The 16,975-nt window shown below is 68.4% G+C and carries 9 protein-coding genes; 1 reads left to right on the top strand and 8 read right to left on the bottom strand.

The genetic code is table 11. The features are described from left to right. Positions 1-121: 121 nt before the first annotated feature. Both ACWEH3_RS30405 and ACWEH3_RS30400 read right to left on the bottom strand, forming a co-directional pair. Positions 122-709, bottom strand: coding sequence for a Uma2 family endonuclease (locus ACWEH3_RS30405; protein WP_450016922.1), 588 nt, complete (start codon positions 707-709; stop codon positions 122-124). A gap of 142 nt (positions 710-851) precedes the next feature. Continuing rightward, on the bottom strand, positions 852-4,217 hold the full coding sequence (locus ACWEH3_RS30400; RefSeq protein WP_450016920.1) for an arabinosyltransferase domain-containing protein: 3,366 nt from the start codon (positions 4,215-4,217) through the stop codon (positions 852-854). Positions 4,218-4,443: 226 nt separating this feature from the next. Here ACWEH3_RS30400 and ACWEH3_RS30395 point away from each other — a divergent pair, with 226 nt between their 5' ends. Continuing rightward, positions 4,444-4,941 carry a peptidylprolyl isomerase gene (locus ACWEH3_RS30395; RefSeq protein ID WP_450016919.1) on the top strand — a complete coding sequence of 166 codons (498 nt, stop codon included), beginning with the start codon at positions 4,444-4,446 and terminating at the stop codon, positions 4,939-4,941. Between the two features lie 67 nt (positions 4,942-5,008). On the opposite strand, the gene ACWEH3_RS30390 is transcribed toward ACWEH3_RS30395, so the two are convergent. From ACWEH3_RS30390 to ACWEH3_RS30365, 6 genes are all read right to left on the bottom strand, one after another. Further along, positions 5,009-6,553 carry an acyl-CoA carboxylase subunit beta gene (locus ACWEH3_RS30390; RefSeq protein ID WP_450016917.1) on the bottom strand — a complete coding sequence of 515 codons (1,545 nt, stop codon included), beginning with the start codon at positions 6,551-6,553 and terminating at the stop codon, positions 5,009-5,011. After that, positions 6,550-11,802 carry a polyketide synthase Pks13 gene (gene pks13, locus ACWEH3_RS30385; protein ID WP_450016915.1) on the bottom strand — a complete coding sequence of 1,751 codons (5,253 nt, stop codon included), beginning with the start codon at positions 11,800-11,802 and terminating at the stop codon, positions 6,550-6,552. The genes ACWEH3_RS30390 and pks13 overlap by 4 nt, the downstream gene beginning before the upstream one ends. A gap of 110 nt (positions 11,803-11,912) precedes the next feature. After that, the gene (fadD32, locus tag ACWEH3_RS30380) at positions 11,913-13,826 is read right to left on the bottom strand and encodes a long-chain-fatty-acid--AMP ligase FadD32 (protein WP_450016913.1); all 1,914 of its coding nucleotides are present in this window, start codon (positions 13,824-13,826) and stop codon (positions 11,913-11,915) included. 189 nt (positions 13,827-14,015) lie between these two features. Then, positions 14,016-15,059, bottom strand: a complete 1,044-nt coding sequence (locus tag ACWEH3_RS30375; protein ID WP_356963344.1) for an LLM class F420-dependent oxidoreductase — start codon at positions 15,057-15,059, stop codon at positions 14,016-14,018. Between the two features lie 170 nt (positions 15,060-15,229). Beyond that, the gene (locus ACWEH3_RS30370; protein WP_450016942.1) at positions 15,230-16,222 is read right to left on the bottom strand and encodes a cutinase family protein; all 993 of its coding nucleotides are present in this window, start codon (positions 16,220-16,222) and stop codon (positions 15,230-15,232) included. After that, positions 16,213-16,710, bottom strand: coding sequence for a DUF732 domain-containing protein (locus ACWEH3_RS30365; RefSeq protein WP_450016910.1), 498 nt, complete (start codon positions 16,708-16,710; stop codon positions 16,213-16,215). Before ACWEH3_RS30365 ends, ACWEH3_RS30370 begins: the two co-directional genes overlap by 10 nt. Between the last annotated feature and the right edge of the window lie 265 nt (positions 16,711-16,975).

Genomic DNA, 16,975 nt, shown 5'->3' with positions numbered 1-16,975 from the left:
GGGCCGCCGGGGGGGCGGCGCGCTGGGGTATTTGGGTGGGCCCCCCGGACACCCCCCCGCCAACCCCCGGGGGGCCCCCCCCGCAGGATTCGCCTGCGCGGCGGCCCTGTGTTCTGGGCACCTAGCCCGTGGTCAGCTCGCTGAACGCGACGTCGATGGGTATCGGCACGTCCACAGCCAGACGGCGAGTATGCAGGCAGACCAGGTGGTAGCGACCTTCGGAGAGCCGGTACTCCTCGATCTGCTCGATTCCATCGCCGGGCTCGGTGAGGAAGACGATGAGGTAGACCGGGATACCGACCGCCGCGTATGCGGCCTTTTTCTCCACCGTATCGGTGTGGTGTGAACTGTCGGGGGAGACGATCTCGACCACGAGCACGGTGTCATCGGCATACAGCCGCGCATCGTCGTCCAGACAGCGATACACGACGACGTCCGGTCGGCGGAGGCTGAGCGGAACGTCGCTGAGCCGGACGTCCACGTCGGTCTCGACCATCAAGCACGGTTCCGGCTTGCGCGCTGCTTCCATATGCGCGGCCATGCGCCGCGCCACCCGATTATGCAGCCGTGAGGGGCTTTCGCACTTGACGATATGGCCGTCGATGACCTCGATGGTCCGGCAGAAATCAGGGGGCAGCTGTTCGTAGTCCCGCGCCGTGATCTGGTCCGGGATCCAGCGGTACCAGTCGCTGGGTGCGCGGCTCGTCATGCCCTGAGACTACCGGCCGGCTCGCGCATTTCACGGTACGGATTCGCACTGCTCGGCCCTTGCGACGATGTCCTGGATAAGGCAAAGGCCGTCGCATCGGTCCCTGTACCGATGCGACGGCCTGGTGTTTGCCCGAAACGGATCAGAACACGCGCATACTGCCCGGCGACCAGAGGCCCGAGCGCGTCGCGGTGCCGGTGTCCAGCTTCGCCGGGACGGCGCTGCGGTCGTACTGTTCGTAGCGCTCCAGGGAGCCCCAGTCACGCGCCCAGTCGTCCTTCAGGTATGTGGGCACGGAGATGGACCTGGCCAGCATCTGCGTGAAGCCGAGCACGCCGCCGAACTCCTCGGCCTGCCAGGTATTCGTCGAGCTGATGGCCAGCGGGCGGTCCGGCAGGATGCGGTAGCCGGGCGCCTCGGCGACGCCGTTGCGGTGATCGAACGGACGCTGGCACGGGAACTGCAAGCCCACCGCCCAGTCGAGCAGGATCGGCTGCTGGGAACCCAGCAGGCTGTTGAGCGTCTGCAACTTCGGCATCCGCGGCGGCGTGAACGCCAGCCACTGGTCCCCGATCAGGATCGGGTCGTTGGCGACGATGCGCACCGCGTCGGCGTCGGGCGCGATCTCGTCCAGCGGCACCCGCAGGTTGCGCCAGGACGGGAACGGGCCGATGTCACGTGGCAGGTAGGTGCCGAGCTTCTGCACGCTGCCGTCGGGCTGCCGCTTGCCGTAGTCGACGGTCAGCGACTGGCCGTACTTCATCGCGCCGGTGTCGTCGAAGGAGAGGATGCGACCGGCGGCCGAGATCACCACCAGCGGCTTGTCCGCCGAACGCGCGGGCAACTGGTACCAGCTCGAGGTGACGTTCGCGGGCTGCTGCACGCCGTTCTGGTAGCTGCCGAGGATCGGCGTGGTCGCCGGATCCAGGCCGAACGGGAGGGCGACGGTGGAGCCGTTGACGCCGCGTGCGCCCTGGCCGCCGCCGGTGCCCGCGCTCTGCCCCTCCGCGAACGCCGCGCCGACCGACTGCGTGGAAGTGTTCCCGGTGCCCGGCTTCACCTCGACGCTGTCGGCGGACAGATCATTGGGCACGCCGTTGGGGTCGAAACCGACCGGATCGACACCGGCCAGCGGATCGGACGGATTCGTCGGCGGGTGCACCGGATCGATGATCGGCTCCAACTTGCCCGCGTTCGGGTCCGGCTCGACCAGCACGTCGTTGGCCAGGCCGCAGGTGCTGCCGCTGAGCGCGTCGATATTCGACCGGGCCAGCGAGTACGCCGGATACTGCGAAACCGCGCCCTTCACCAGCGAGAGCACCTCGAGCGCGACCATCAGCGCGGCGACCACGGTCAGCGGGATCGCCGCGAACCGGCGGATCCGCCTGCCGCGCGCCGTCTTGGCCGACGGCTGCGGCGCGGTGTAGTCCTCCCGCAGCGCGTACCAACCGACCAGCGCCAGCGCCACGCCGAACAGCACGAGCATGAGGGTGTTCGACTGGTAGCCGTGCAGCGAGACGCGCTTGTCGAACCACGGCACACCGAAGCTGGACACGTACCAGTAGCCGTTGATGCCGGAGAACGCGATCGCGAGCACGAACAGCAACCCGGCCAGGAAGATGGCCCGGTTCTTGCGGGCCCGCAGGGCACTCGCCGAGACCGCGACCGCGGTGACCGCCGCCAGCGAACCCGCGATGCCCGCGTACGCGCCGAAGTGGTGGGTCCACTTGGTCGGGTTGAACATCATGAAGAAGATCGTCCCGAAGACCACGCCCATCAACCGCCAGGTCGGACCGCTGGAAATGCCAGGTACCCGCCTGCGCCGCAGCAGCACCAGCATGGTGGTGAACAGGCACAGCAGCATCACCAAGAAGGCGAAGCGCCGCGACAGCGAGCCGTCGACGGTCTCCACGAACAGGTAGTAGTAGCGCAGGTAGTCCTCGTACCAGGCCAGGTTCGGCCCGGTCACCTGGCGAACCCGGTTGGCCTCCTGGATGCCCGCGAAGGTCTGGTCGGTGTAGACGGCCGTGAGCACGAGCACGCCCGCCGCGGCGATCGGTGCGAGCAGCGGCAGCGTCGAGCCCCACCGACCGGCGCCGAGCGCGGCGAACTGCCGGTGCTTGCGTACCACGATGCGCAGCATCGGACGGATACCGGCCAGCAGCGCGGCGACGCACATCAGGCCCGTCGGCGCGGCGGCGAGAGTGAACGCCGCCACCAGGACGGCCACCGCGGCGGGCAGCAGCCGTCCGGTCGCGATGGCCCGCTCGATCGACACCCAGGTCAGCAGGGCACCGAGCGCGACGATCGGCTCGGAGCGCAGGCCGTTGTCGAACGGCAGCCAGAACGCCAGGAACACCAGCCCGCCGGTCCACAGCGCAACCTTGCTGGTGCGCACCCCGCGACCCAGCCGGGGCACCACCTCGCGGCTGATCACCAGCCAGCACAGGATCGCGCAGGCCAGCGCCGGCAACCGCACCCAAGCACTGGCGGTGGAGATCTCGGAGAAGACCTGGATCACGTAGTAGTACCAGCCGAACGGCGCCTCCGGCACGCCGTACCAGCGGAAGTAGTTGGCCATGTAGCCCGCGTGCGGGGCCACCCGCACCATGCTGAGGATGTAGCCGTCGTCGGAGGTGTTCGCGCCCGCGAAATGCCACAGCAGCAGCGTGCCGACCACCGCGCCGTCCGCCCAGGTCGGCTTCAGCCAGTTCGCGGGCAGGAACCGGCGGTGCCCACGCCCGTCACTGCTGTCGAGCCGGGCCAGCGCCGCCAAGGCGATCAGCGTGCACAGCACCGCCGCGATCATCGCGACCAGCTTGATCGCGGTCGGGCTGGAGGAGAAGCGGGTGTCCACCGTCATGGTGAACGACAAACCGGTCGGCGCCGCGCCCTTCAGATCGGAGAACACCCCGACCACCTGGGGCCGCAGATCGCCGCCGAGCTGCCCCTCCGCCGGCACGGTGACCGACTCGTTCGCCCCGGGCGCCCCGCCCTCGATCGGCCGCTCCACCTGTCTGGTGAGCCCGTTGAACACGCCGTAGGTGCTGTCGCTGTCCGAGGCGATGCTCAGCGACGTGCACTCGCCCATGCGGTTGCGGTCGGCCGACACCACCACCGCGTTGCGGTCGATCACGTCCACCGAGGTCTCCGACACCCGCACGAACAGCGCCTCCAGCGCGGCCCGGTCGCCCTGCGGCGGCGCGGTGGCCAGCAGCATGCCACCTCGCTCGGGTAGCTGGGCGATCGTCTCGCACGGGATCGTCGCCTTCAGATCGATCGGGACCTGCGACATCAGCGGCGCCTGCACATTGCCGAGCGTCCCGCCCTGCGGCCAGTTCAGCACCGCGGTCGTCTGGGTGACCGGCAGGAACGGCGTCGCCAGCGCGAACAACGCGCCGAGCACTCCGGCCACCAGCGCGATGAGCCGGGCGGTCCGGAAATCGTTCGGGGTCACCACCGGGGCGGCGGGAGGTTTCGTGAGAACAGCGGTTGCGGCGTCGGGCACGGTTGGCAATGCTAGCTGGCTCCCCCGCCTCTCCGGGTCTTTAGGCCGTGCTAGCCGGGTGTTGCGAGCTTCGCGTTCAGGTCCTGCGTCGGGTGCCGCTCACATTCCGAGCGTTCCCGGCGAGTTATCCATGTGCATACGAAACCAGCTCTCCATATCCGACCCCGCTCGCCAGAAAAGTACCCGTATGACGCACCGGGCCGCAAAGGGATGGAAAGGTGGGTGTATGACCAAGGTGAATATCTCGACGAACTACGGATCGATCGTGCTCGAGCTGGACGATCAGAAAGCGCCCGACACGGTGCGCAATTTCGTGGACTACGTGAACGCCGGCCACTACAACGGCACCATCTTCCACCGCGTCATCCCCGGCTTCATGATCCAGGGCGGCGGGTTCGAGCCCGGGTTGCGTCAGAAGGGCACCAAGGCTCCGATCCAGAACGAAGCGAACAACGGCCTGAAGAACAACAAGTACACCGTCGCGATGGCGCGCACCAACGACCCGCACTCGGCCACCGCGCAGTTCTTCATCAATGTCTCCGACAACGACTTCCTCAACCACTCCGCTCCCACCGCGGCGGGTTGGGGCTACGCCGTCTTCGGCGCGGTGACCGAGGGCGCCGACGTGGTCGACAAGATCGCGGGCGTCCGCACCTCCTCGGCGGGCATGCATCAGGACGTGCCGGTCGACGACGTCGTCATCGAATCCGTCACCGTCAGCTGATCATTCGAGACGCCAGACGCGAATCGGGCCGCGCCCCAAGGGGTGCGGCCCGATCGTGTACCGGTCGCTACAGCGGCAGCAGGTGATGCTTGCGCGGATTGCGAGCAACGGACTTGTCCCGCAACAGTTGTAGCGCACGACGGATTTCCAGCCGGGTCGCCGACGGCTCGATGACCGCGTCGACGTATCCGCGTTCGGCGGCCACCCACGGCGTCGCCACGGTGGCGTTGTAGAAATCGATCATCTGCTGGCGAATCGCCGCCCGCTGGTCCTCGGGCGCGGCGTCGATCTGCTTGGCTCCGATCAAACTGACCGCGCTCTCGGCGCCCATGACCGCGATCCGCGCCGTCGGCCAGGCCAGGTTCACGTCGGCGCCCAGCTGTTTGGAGCCCATCACGGCGTAACCGCCGCCGTAGGACTTGCGGATCACCACGGTGACCTTCGGCACCGACGCCTCCACGTAAGAGAACAGGAACCGTCCACCGCGCTTGATGACGCCGATCTTCTCCTGTTCCACACCGGGCAGGAACCCGGGCGTGTCCACGACGAACACCAGCGGGATCTCGAACGCGTCGCACAGACGCACGAAATGCGCCGCCTTGTCCGAGGCGCGGGCGTCCAGCGCGCCCGCGTACACCATCGGCTGGTTGGCCACCACGCCGACGCTGCGGCCGTCCACGCGGGCGAAACCGGTGATGACGTTGCGCCCCGCCGAAGCGCCGAATTCGTGGAAGGCGCCGTCGTCGAAGATGCGCAGCAGGATCTCGTGCATGTCGTACCCGGAGTTGTCGGAGTCCGGGACGATCGAGTTCAGCTCCAGGTCGGTGTCGGTGATCTCCGGCTCCAAGCCGGGATTCACGATCGGCGCCAGCTCCTGGCAGCTGGTCGGCAGGTAGCTCAGGTAATCGCGCACCCACTCGAACGCGGCCGATTCGTCCTTGGCCACGTGGTGGATGTTGCCGTACTCCGCCTGGCTGCGCGCGCCGCCGAGTTCCTCGAGACTCACGTCCTCGCCGGTGACCTCACGGATCACCTTCGGCCCGGTGACGAACATGTACGCCTCTTCGGTCGCCACCACCACGTCGGTGTTGATCGGGGCGTAGACGGCGCCACCGGCGCATTTGCCGAGGATCATCGAGATCTGCGGGACCAGCCCGGACAGCGGCTCCTGCCGCCGCCCCAGCTCGGCGTACCAGGCCAGTGAGGTCACCGCCTCCTGCACGCGCGCGCCGCCGGAGTCGTTGATGCCGACCACCGGGCACCCCACCTTGGCGGCGTACTCCAGGATCCCGGCCACCTTGCGGCCGAACATCTCGCCGACCGAACCGCCGTAAACGGTCTGGTCGTGCGAGAACACCGCCACGGGCCTGCCTTCGACCAAACCGTGCCCGGTGACGACGCCGTCGCCGTAGAGCGCGGCGGAGTCGCCCGGTTTGCGGACCAGTGCGCCGATTTCCACGAAGGTTCCCGGATCGAGCAGCATGTTGATCCGGTCGCGGGCGCTGGGGATGCCTTTCTTCGCCCGCTTGGCCACGCCCGCTTCACCCGCCGGCTCCTGCGCTAATTCCAGACGCTTGCGCAGGTCGGCGAGTTTCTCGGCAGTAGTGCTCACTTGGCCCCTTTCGCCTCGATCGCGGCGAGCTTCGCGGTCAGGTCGGCTCCGATCTTGCCGATCCGCGGTTCGTCGATGATCTGCAGGTGGTCGCCGGCGATGTGGACGACCTCCAAATTCGGGATGTACTCGTCCCAGCCGCCGTTCGGCACCCGGTCGGCGAAGCGTGGCTCGAGCTCGATCATCCCGTCGTGGTAGCGATCGGCGAGGTAGAGCACGACGTTGCCGTCGTAGTGGGACGGTTGGGTACGGGCGAGGTGGCGACTATCGATCCACGAGGTGCGCTGATGCTCGAGCACGCCACCGGGAATCTTCGCGCCACTGATCTTGATCAGGTCGCTGATCATCTTGAACTGCTCTTCGTCGGATGCCGCGGCCAGTGTCTCCAGCTGTTCGCGGTCCAGTTCGCCGTCGACGCCATAGGTCTTCTTGGCGAAGGTTTGGTAGCGCTCGATCCGCCGCACCCGCTCCTCGGGACTGTTGTCCTCGCCCTGCGTCGGAATGGCCAGGTCGATCAGGCCGACCACGCGCACGTCCGCGCCCTCGGCCCGCAGCAGTTGCGCGGTCTGCATGGCCAGCACCGCGCCCAGCGACCAGCCGTACAGCACGAACGGCCCATCACCCTGGAGCTTGCGCAGCTCGGGCAGGTACTGGCGGGCTCGTTCCTCGATGGAACCGTCGACCCGTTCCAAGCCGTACATCGGCGTGTCGGCGGGCAGCCGCTTCAGCAGAGGTTCGTACACCAGCGTGTTTCCACCGGACGGATGGAACACGAACACCGGAACCGCGTTCGAGCCCTCCGCGCGAGCCCGCAGCGGACGCACGCACCCGTCCACATCCGCGCCGCTGTCCTGCAGGTTGCGAACGATGTCGGAGAGCTGCTCGATGGTCTCGCAATCGAGCACGTCGTCCACGGTGACCTCGGCCTTGACCCGCTCGGTCAGGCGCGCGGCCAGCTTCTCCGCGGTGTCCTCGTCGAGGATCGGCAGCGTGTTGAAGATGCCTCCGGCCGACTTACCGGTGACCACGGCCCAGGTGGCGAAGGTCAGGCGCTCGGCGGCGTCGCGCGGCGGGACGTCGTCCTCGTCGGCGGGCTGCTTGGCAGCGCCGCCGAACACGGCCGCGGGCGCGGCAGCAGGCTGGGGTGCGGGCGCCACGGCTTCGGGCACAGCGCTTTCCGGCGTCACGGAATCCTTCGGCGCGTCAGCCGGTGCGGCCTCGGGCGCGTCGGTCGTCTTGCCGGTGACCGCCGCGACCGGGTCGGCCCCGGTGGCCAGCGCCGCGCGGGCCGTGGCGATGAAATCGGAGTCGACGGCCAGCTCGCCGGTACCGCCCGCGGCCTTGTCGGCGGCCTGCTGATCCGCCATCGCCTGCACCTCGTCGCGGTGCTCGATCGCGTAGCGCAGCACCTTGCCGACCTCGTGCAGGCTCGCGTCCCGCACGGCCTGTACCTGCAGCTGCGGGATGTCGAACTCGTACTCCACCCGGTTCTTGATGCGCATCGCCATCAGCGAGTCCAGACCGAGTTCCATCAGCGGGATCTCCATCGGAAGATCCTCGACCGCGTAACCCATGGACTCCGCGACGATCAGCGCGAGCCGCTCCTCGACGGTCTGCGTGCCGTTCGGATCCCACCGGTCGCCGAAGGTTTCCACGACCTCGATGTCGGCGTCGCCCTGGGGCTGCGCGGCGGGCACCGGAACCGGTTCGGTCGCAACAGGTTCCGGCAGCGGAGCGCCGGAGGTGACCACGGCGTCGAACACCAGGCGGAAGGCGCTGCCCTCCTTGGCATGCACCTGCACCGATGCGCCGCCGGGATGCGGGGTGAGCGTGGTGGTGAGCGTGCCCGCGGCCGGGATCGGCGCGTGCGGGATGGACGCGCCCAGCGACACCTCGCTGAGCACCTGCGCCGCCGCGGCGCGCACGAGTCCAGCGAGATCGGTCACCGAGGAGGCCTGGACCTCCCAGACGTGCCTGCCGTCCGGCAGCGCCACGTGCGCACCGGGAACCCGGCCGTTGCCGCCCGAGGACAGCTGGACCTTCGGCCAGTACTCCTTGCGCACGAACGTGGTGCGCGGAACGTCGGCGTACTCGCCTGCGCCGAGCAGCGAGAACAGATCCACCTTGTGCCCGTGCACGTAGAGCTGGGCGAGCGCGGCGATCACACCGGCGGACTCGTCTTCTTTGCGCTTGAGCGTGGGGATGAGCTGCGCGTCGTGCACGCCCGCGGCGAAGGTGGTGCCCAGCACCTGCATCAGCGCGACGGAATTCGGCGCCAGCTCCAGGAACGTGGTGTGGCCCGCGTCCACGGCGAGCTTCACCGCGTTCGTGAAGTACACGCTGTGGCGCATGTTCTTGACCCAGTAGTCCTCGTCGTGGATCGGGTCGTGACCGGAGCGGAAGAACTCTTCCTTGTGCACCGTCGAGTACAGGCCGGTCTTCAGCTTGGTCGGCTCGATACCGGCCAGCTCCGCGGCCAGCTCGCCGAGCAGCGGATCCATCTGCGAGGTGTGGCCCGCACCGCGGGTCTGCAGCACCCGGGCGAACTTGCCCGCCGCCTCCACCCGGGCGACGATCGCCGCGACCTGGTCCTGCGGACCGCCGATCACCGTGTTCGTCGGCGCGGCGTACACCGCGACCTCGACGTCCGGGTATTCCGGCAGCAGCTTCGCGACGTCCTCGGCGCTGTACTCGATGAGCGCCATGTTGCGCACGTCGTCGTCGCTGATCATCTGCTCGCCCTCGCCCATGAGGCGGGAACGGGCGCAGATCACGCGCACCGCGTCCTCGAGCGAGAGACCACCGGCGATGTACGCGCCCGCGACCTCGCCCATGGAATGACCCACCACCGCTTCGGGTTCCGCGCCGTGCGCGCGCAGCAGCGCCGCCAGGCCGACCTGGATGGTGAAGATGCCGACCTGCGAGGTGCCGACGTTGTAGTCCTGGCTGTCGTCGAGGAACAGTTCGCGCACCGAGTATCCGGCCTCGTCCTGCACCAGCTCATCGACCTCGTCGACGGCCTTCGCGAAGATCGAGTTCTCCAGGTAGAGCTGCTTGCCCATCTTGCGGTGCTGCGCGCCGAAACCGGCCAGCACCCACATCGGGCCCATGGCCGCGGGCGCGTCCGCGGTGAAGACGCCGGTGCCCGGCTTGCCCGCCGCGATGGCGCGCAGTCCGGCGATCGCCTCTTCGTGCGTCTTGGCCAGCACCACGCCGCGCGAACGCCAGTGGCTGCGCTTGGCCAGCGACCGCGCCACATCGGCGAGCGGAGTCTGTGCGCCCGCCTCGGATTCGAGCCAGTCGGCGAGCTCGGCGGCGGCACGACGGCGCCGCGAAGGCAGATAACCCGACACGGGCAGGATCTGCGGCAGCGGCTCGGTGCGCTCGGCGGTCCACTCCGCGTCGGCTTCGGCCGCCACCTCGGCCACGGCGTCGCGGGCCTCGGATTCCGTCGCCGCGTCGGTGGTCTCCTCCACCGCGTCCTCGTCCAGCCGAGCCTCCAGCTCGGAGAAAGGAGCCTGGGTGTCGGTCGGCACGTATTCCTGGACGACGACGTGCGCGTTGGTGCCGCCGAAGCCGAAACCGGAGATGCCGATGGTGGCCTTGCCGCTGTAGCGGGGGAACTCGGTGGGCTCGTCGACGATCTTCAGGTGCGCCTGATCCCACGGTATGTACGGGTTCGGTCCGGCGTAGTTGATGTTCGGCGGAATGACGTTGTGCTGCAACGACATGATCACCTTCGCCAGACTCGCCGCACCGGCGCCCGACTCCAGGTGACCGAAGTTGGTCTTGGCCGAACCGAGCAACACGGGCTCGTCGGCTGCGCGTCCCCGGCCGACCACCCGGCCGAGCGCGTCGGCCTCGATCGGGTCGCCGATCAGGGTGCCGGTTCCGTGCGCCTCGATGTAATCCACCGCCGACGGCGCGATGCCCGCGTCCCGGTAGGCGCGACGCAGCACTTCGGCCTGCGCGTCGGGATTCGGGGCGAGCAGACCGTTGGACCGCCCGTCGTTGTTCACCGCGGAGCCCTTGATCACGGCGTAGATCGTGTCGCCGTCGCGTTCCGCGTCGGCGAGCCGCTTCAGCACCACCAGACCGCCGCCCTCGGAACGGACCATGCCGTCGGCGTCGCTGGAGAACGCCTTGATGTGCCCGTCCTTGGCGACGCCGCCATTGGCGTCGAAACCGAGCGTGGCCATCGGCGCGAGCAACATGTTCACGCCACCGGCGAGCGCCAGGTCGGCGTCACCGCTGCGCAGCGCCTGCACCGCCTCGTGCACCGCGACCAGCGTCGAGGAGCAGGCGGTGTCGACAGCCACCGACGGACCGCGGAAGTCGAAGAAGTAGGAAACCCGGTTGGGGATGATGGACGTGACGCTGCCCATGATCGCGTAGGCCTCGGCCGATACCGGCACGTTCGGATCGCGCTCGCTGCCAAGGCCGAGCGCCGCGAGCAGCATGAAGTCGTTGCCCGACGAGCCGATGAACACGCCGACCGGCTCGCCCTTGAGTTCGCTGGCCGGAATCCTGGCGTGCTCCAACGCCTCCCAGGTCAGCTCCATCATCAGGCGCTGCTGCGGATCGACCCGCTCGACCTCGACCGGCGACATGGCGAAGAACTCGGCGTCGAAACCCTTGACGACGTCCTGATCGAGATAGCCGCCCCTGGTGTTGGCGTTATCGACCGCTTCCGCCAACCGCGGCTCGGCCAGGAACTCCGACCAGCGCCCTTCGGGCCGCTCCCGGATGCCGTCACCGCGTCCGATGAGGAATTCCCAGGTCGACTCCGGAGTGTCGCCCGCGCCGGGCAGCCGCGTCGACAGACCCACGATCGCGATGTCGTGCGCCTCACCCGGCGCGTAGCCCGCGGTGTAGTAGGCGTCGTCGGACGACTCCGCGGGCAGGTCCGGCTCACCGTTGATGATCCGCTCGGCCAGCGAGGCGATGGTCGGATGCTGGTACACGATCGTCGCGTTCAGCATCACGCCGGTCAGTTCCTCGATGTCCCCGCCGAGGGCGATGGCGTCCCGCGAGGCGAGCCCGAACTCCTCCATCGGCCGGTCCACGGTGATCTGCTCGATCGGTTGCCCGGTCGCCTCGGAGACCCAGCGCCGCAGCCACTCACGCAGCTCCGCCACCGACATGTCGGTCTGCGCGCCGTCCTTCGCGGACTCGGCCGGGGCCGCCGCGTCGGCGACGGTCTCCACGGGTGGGGTATCGGTCGTGGGCGTGCCCTCGTTGTCAGCCATCAATTCCTCAAGCTACCTGTCTGCGTACCGGGCGTACCGTGTTTGACGGCTCGGCGCTCGAGAAGCTCGGCGCCGAGCGTCGATGGTCGGTCCGAGGCCGCCCCTGGCAATTACTCTTCCGGTGCATCGGGGAAAGCCTGCTGGGTGTAACCACCCCGCAGCGTTCCCTCCAGATAGGCCGCCCGGCAGGCGCGGCGGGCGATCTTGCCACTGGAGGTGCGCGGGATCGATCCCGCGGGCACCAGCAGCACGTCTCGAACGGTCACGCCGTGCCGCTGGGAGATCGCCGCGCGCACCGCGTCGGCGATCGGCAGCGGATCGGCCTTGCCCGCACCAGGACCGCGCTCACCCACGATGACCAGCTGCTCGGACGCGTCGTCGGCGTCGAACTGCAGGCCGGAGTGGCTGCCCTGCTCGAACACCTCGGCAGGGAGCTGGTTGGCGGGCACCGAGAACGCCGCGACGAAGCCGGGACGCAGCGCGGTGCTGGCCTCCTGCGCGGAGAACTCGAGGTCCTGCGGGTAGTGGTTGCGACCGTCCACGATCACCAGGTCCTTGACCCGGCCGGTGATGTAGAGCTCGCCCTCGAAGTACACGCCGTAGTCGCCGGTGCGCATCCAGTTCGCGTCCGGCTCGGTGCCCTCGGCGTGGCTGCCCTCGGACAGGCGCTCGGTGACCTTGTTCTGGAACGTCGCCGCCGTCTCGTCGGGACGCCCCCAGTAGCCGATGCCCATGTTGTTGCCGTGCAGCCAGATCTCGCCCACGTGCCCGTCGGGCACCTCGCGACCGCCGCCCGACTCCACGGACTCCGGATCTATGATCGTCGCCCACTGCGAGAGCGCGATATAGCCGCAGGACACCTGCGCGATCGCGTCCTCGTGGCCGGGGTCGACCTTCACCATGCGGCCCGCGTTGAGTTCCTTGCGGTCGACGTAGGTGACCTTGGCCTCGTCCTCGGCCTTGGTGGCGGAGACGAACAGCGTGGCCTCGGCCATGCCGTAGCAGGGCTTGATGGCGGTCTTGGGCAGCCCGTAGGGGGCGAACGCCTCGTTGAACTTCTTCATCGAGGAGGTGGTCACCGGCTCGCTGCCGTTGATCAGGCCGATGACGTTCGACAGATCCAGCGACTCGCCGTTCTTCGGCAGACCGCGCGCCGCGGCGTGCTCGAACGCGAAGTTCGGTGCGGCGGCGAAGGTTCCGGCGCCGTCGGAAACCGCGGCCAGCTCCTTGATCCACCGGTAGGGACGGCGCACGAACGCGCTCGGCGACATGATGGTGATGTACTTGCCGCCCACCGCGGGCAGGATCACCGTCAGCAGGCCCATGTCGTGGAACAGCGGCAGCCAGGTGACGCCGCGTGAGTTCCAGTCCAGGTTGATCGCGTCGACCATCTGCAGCACGTTGGTGCCCACCGCGCGGTGCGTGATCTCCACACCCGCGGGCACCCGGGTGGACCCCGAGGTGTACTGCAGGTAGGCGATGTCATCGATCGCGATGTCCGGGCGCACCCAGCTCTCGCCGACGCTGTCGGGAATCGCGTCCACCGCGATGATGCGCGGACGCTGGGCGGCGGGCAGCGAGCGGAAGAACTGCCGCACCCCGGCCGCGGAGGAGCTCGCGGTCAGGATGGCCGAGGGCTCACAGTCGCCGAGCACCGCGTGCAGGCGATCGGTGTGGCCCGGCTCGTCCGGGTCGAACAGCGGGACCGAGATGGTGCCCGCGTAGATCGCGGCGAAGAAGGAGATCACGTAATCCAAGCCCTGCGGCGCGAGGATCGCGACCCGGTCGCCCGGGTTGGTCACCTGCTGCAGTCGAGCGGCCACCGCGCGCAGCCGAATACCGAACTCACGCCACGTCAACTCCTGCGCCTCACCGTCGCGCTCGCGCGAGTAGTCGATGTAGCGATACGCCAGGGTGTTCGCGTCGTTCCGGGTGTGCTTCTCGACGTGATCAACCAGGGTGTGATCCTCGGGAATGCGGATGTTCCCGGTTTCGTCCAGGTAGTCGTCGAAAGTCTCTTCCATTCCTTCTTCTCCTCCGAGGCACACGCAGCAAGACGGCGAGATCGCCGCTTTTACCTGTGAGGCCCCGACTCGCTTTCGCCCGCGGGTGCTCCAAGTGCAGAGCCAGCCTGCAGATTTTGTGCGGTCTGCGCGGTGACCGCTATCGGCTAGATGTACTCAAACCAGAGTCATGTTACAGAGAAGACCGGCTCACTCGTCCCGCAGCAGGGGAATAACGGGGGCGAACGCGTCCATCTGGGTGGGGAATACACCGACATAGGACATCGAGGTGAGCTGCCGCACACGGCGGATCTGCTCGGCGATCTCCTCGAATGTTCCGATCGCCACGTAGGGCGAGTTCAGGATGTCCTCGACGGACAGCTGAACATCGACCTCCAGGTTCGGGTGCAGTCCCCGGTCCAACGCCGACAGCGCCATCTCCGCGGTCTTCTCGCGATCGTCGGTGATCACGATGGCGGTGATGGCCCAGTTCAGCTCGATGTCGGCGAACCGGTCACCGGCGGCCTCCTTGATCAGATTCACCTTTTCCACGGCCTTCTCGATGGTGATGCCGGAGAGCAGGCCCTTGCCGTTCTTGGTGGTCACGGGAACGACAGAGACGATGTCGGCGTGCTTGGCGGCCAGCCGCAGCATCTTCGGACCGCCGCCGCCGGTGCAGATCGGGGGGCGTGGGCCCTGCCGCGGCCGTGGGGTCCCCTTGACACCGCGGACCTGGTAATGCTTGCCCTCGAAGGTGCACTCCTGGCCGCGCAGCAGCACGTCGAGAATGGTCAACGACTCGTCCAGCTTCTCCAGCCGGACACCGGGCGACTCGTACGGGATGCCCGCGTTCTCGAACTCCTCCTTGATCCAGCCCGCGCCGACGCCGACCTCGAGCCTGCCCTTGGACAGCACGTCGATGGTCGCCAGATCCTTGGCCAGCACGACGGGGTGGCGGAAACCGTTCGCCAGCACCGACGTGCCGAGCCGGATCTTCTCGGTGGCCTGGGTCAGCGCGCCGAGCGCGGCGATCGGCCCGATCTGCTCACCGAGGTGGTCGGGCACCACGAAGGTGTCGAAGCCGTACTCCTCGGCCTGCTGAGCGGTCTGCACGAACTTCCGCGCGCCGCCCTCCTGCTTGTTTCCTTCCCCGGCCGCCGCGAAGCGGAACGGGCGCAACGGAGTGCCCAGCGCGGACAACGCAGCATCCGCGTCACGGCTCGCCGTGGTGGCCGGTGCGGCGGCTTCTGTCATGAACTCATGCTCCTGGCTGTAAGGAAAATACGGGCGCGACGCCCGCTTCGGGTCCGCGCTGGGGTGGTGCCCGGCGTCGCGATCACCAGCGCACTTTACAGCGTGCTACCCAACTCGAGTTGCGCTTGTCACGCCAATCCGGTGCGGGGTATCTCACGGGCTGTGAATTTTCACGAATGAGCCGGATGCGGCGCTGTCTCGATGAGTCCGGCCGCCCAGTTCGCCGTCCACTGCGTCGCGGTGTTGCCGTCGCCGTCCACGACGAAACTGTTGTAGAGGGTGTGCACCGGGTTTCCCGCGGCCCGGACCAGCGTGTTCACGCTGCCCAGGATGTTCCACGGACTCAGCGCCTCCCGGGGTGCGTCGCAGATCAGATCGCCGGGCGCGCACATGGTGTAGGTGCGATCGGCCAGCGTGCCGAAGCCCCCTTGACGCGGACCGGTCATCGTGATGCCGGGCACGTTCAACCCCTTCAGCGCGACTTCGGCACCCACACCCGGCGGCGGGGTGCCGATCTGGATCGCCTGGCCCGGGCCGTTGTCGCCGGTACGGCGTCCGTCGGCGATCAACGTCACGCCCAGCACCAGATCGGCGGGCACCGGACCCGCGCCCGCACCGATCTGCGCGGCGACGTCACCCGCGATCACCGCGCCCTGGGAGAACCCCGCGAGCACGTAGGTGGTCAGCGGGCACTCCTGGTGCCGCGCGACCATGGCGTCGACCATCCGCTGGGTGCCCTCGGATCGGCTGTTGTTGTACGACTGCTGGCCGTCCGGCGGGATCGCGATCGGATTGGAGAACTGCGCGACGTACGGAACGGTGTACACGTCCACCCGCTCGCTCGGGAACCGCTGGGTGATCGGGCCGGAGACGTTGAGCATCAGCGACACCGGGTTGGCGGTCGGATTGTGCGGATCGTCGGCGCTGTTCGACTCCCACGTGCCGGGCACCGAGATCATCTGCACATCCGGACAGCTCGCGGGCTGCGAGGTCGGGCGTTCCGGCGGTTTCGGCCCGGGGCCGGGCGGGCGCAAACGCCCTGCGAGCAGGTACCACAGCAGCAGGACCACCAGGACGATCAGCAGGATGCCGCCGATCACGAGCAGACATCCCGCCGGCTTGGACCGGCGGGAGGTCGAACGGACGCGCGAACTCACTGGCAGTACGTGGCGCGAGCGGTGGAGATGTAGATCTGCCCGGCCTTCTCCACCGGCATCTTCGCCGGGTCGAAGGACGGATCCGAACCTGCCATGGCGTTGACGAAGGTCATCAGATCCTGATCGGACGCGCCCGCGGCGGTGCCCTGGCAGACGTACGCGCCGATGCTCAGCGCGATGTCCGGGCTTGACGGGGTGACACCCTGCTTGGCCAGCTCGTCCAGGAACTTCTTGTCCTTGTCGCTGAGCTTCGAGGTGTCCGCGGGCGGGACGGCTCCGGTCGGCACCGGCTGCGGACGCTCGGGCGCCACCGTCGTGGTGGGCTGCTCCGGCGCGGGAGCGGGCTGGCCGGTTTCGGCGGGAGTCGAAGCGATCGGCGACGTGGTCGCCGCCGCTGCCGTCGTGGTGCGGGTAGGCGATGGCGTGCTCGTCGCGGTCGAATCATTGTCGCCGCACGCGGCGAGCAGGCCGGTTGCGGCAATCGCCACAACCACGCCGAATACCTTTCCACGGGTCCGATGCATGAATTCTTGTCCTCGATCTGTCACTGAGCGGGGTCGGGTCGCCCACCAGGCTAGCGGTGTCGAATTTGCCGCGCCTTCGCGCGGCGTGTTCGCGGCCCCCTTGTGGCTCGCGTCCGCGACCCATTCGTGCGGTCGATCCGGAAGCCGCGCACGACCTCACCCAGGCGCATCCGCTAACACGTGGCGCGGGTCGGGCAGGTCGGGTGGGAGCGCGCGGGCTGCCGTGCACCGGTCG

The sequence above is a fragment of the Nocardia sp. NPDC004718 genome (assembly GCF_053601535.1).
Note: the sequence above shows the minus strand (reverse complement) of the source record. Positions and strands in the feature narration are given on the sequence as shown.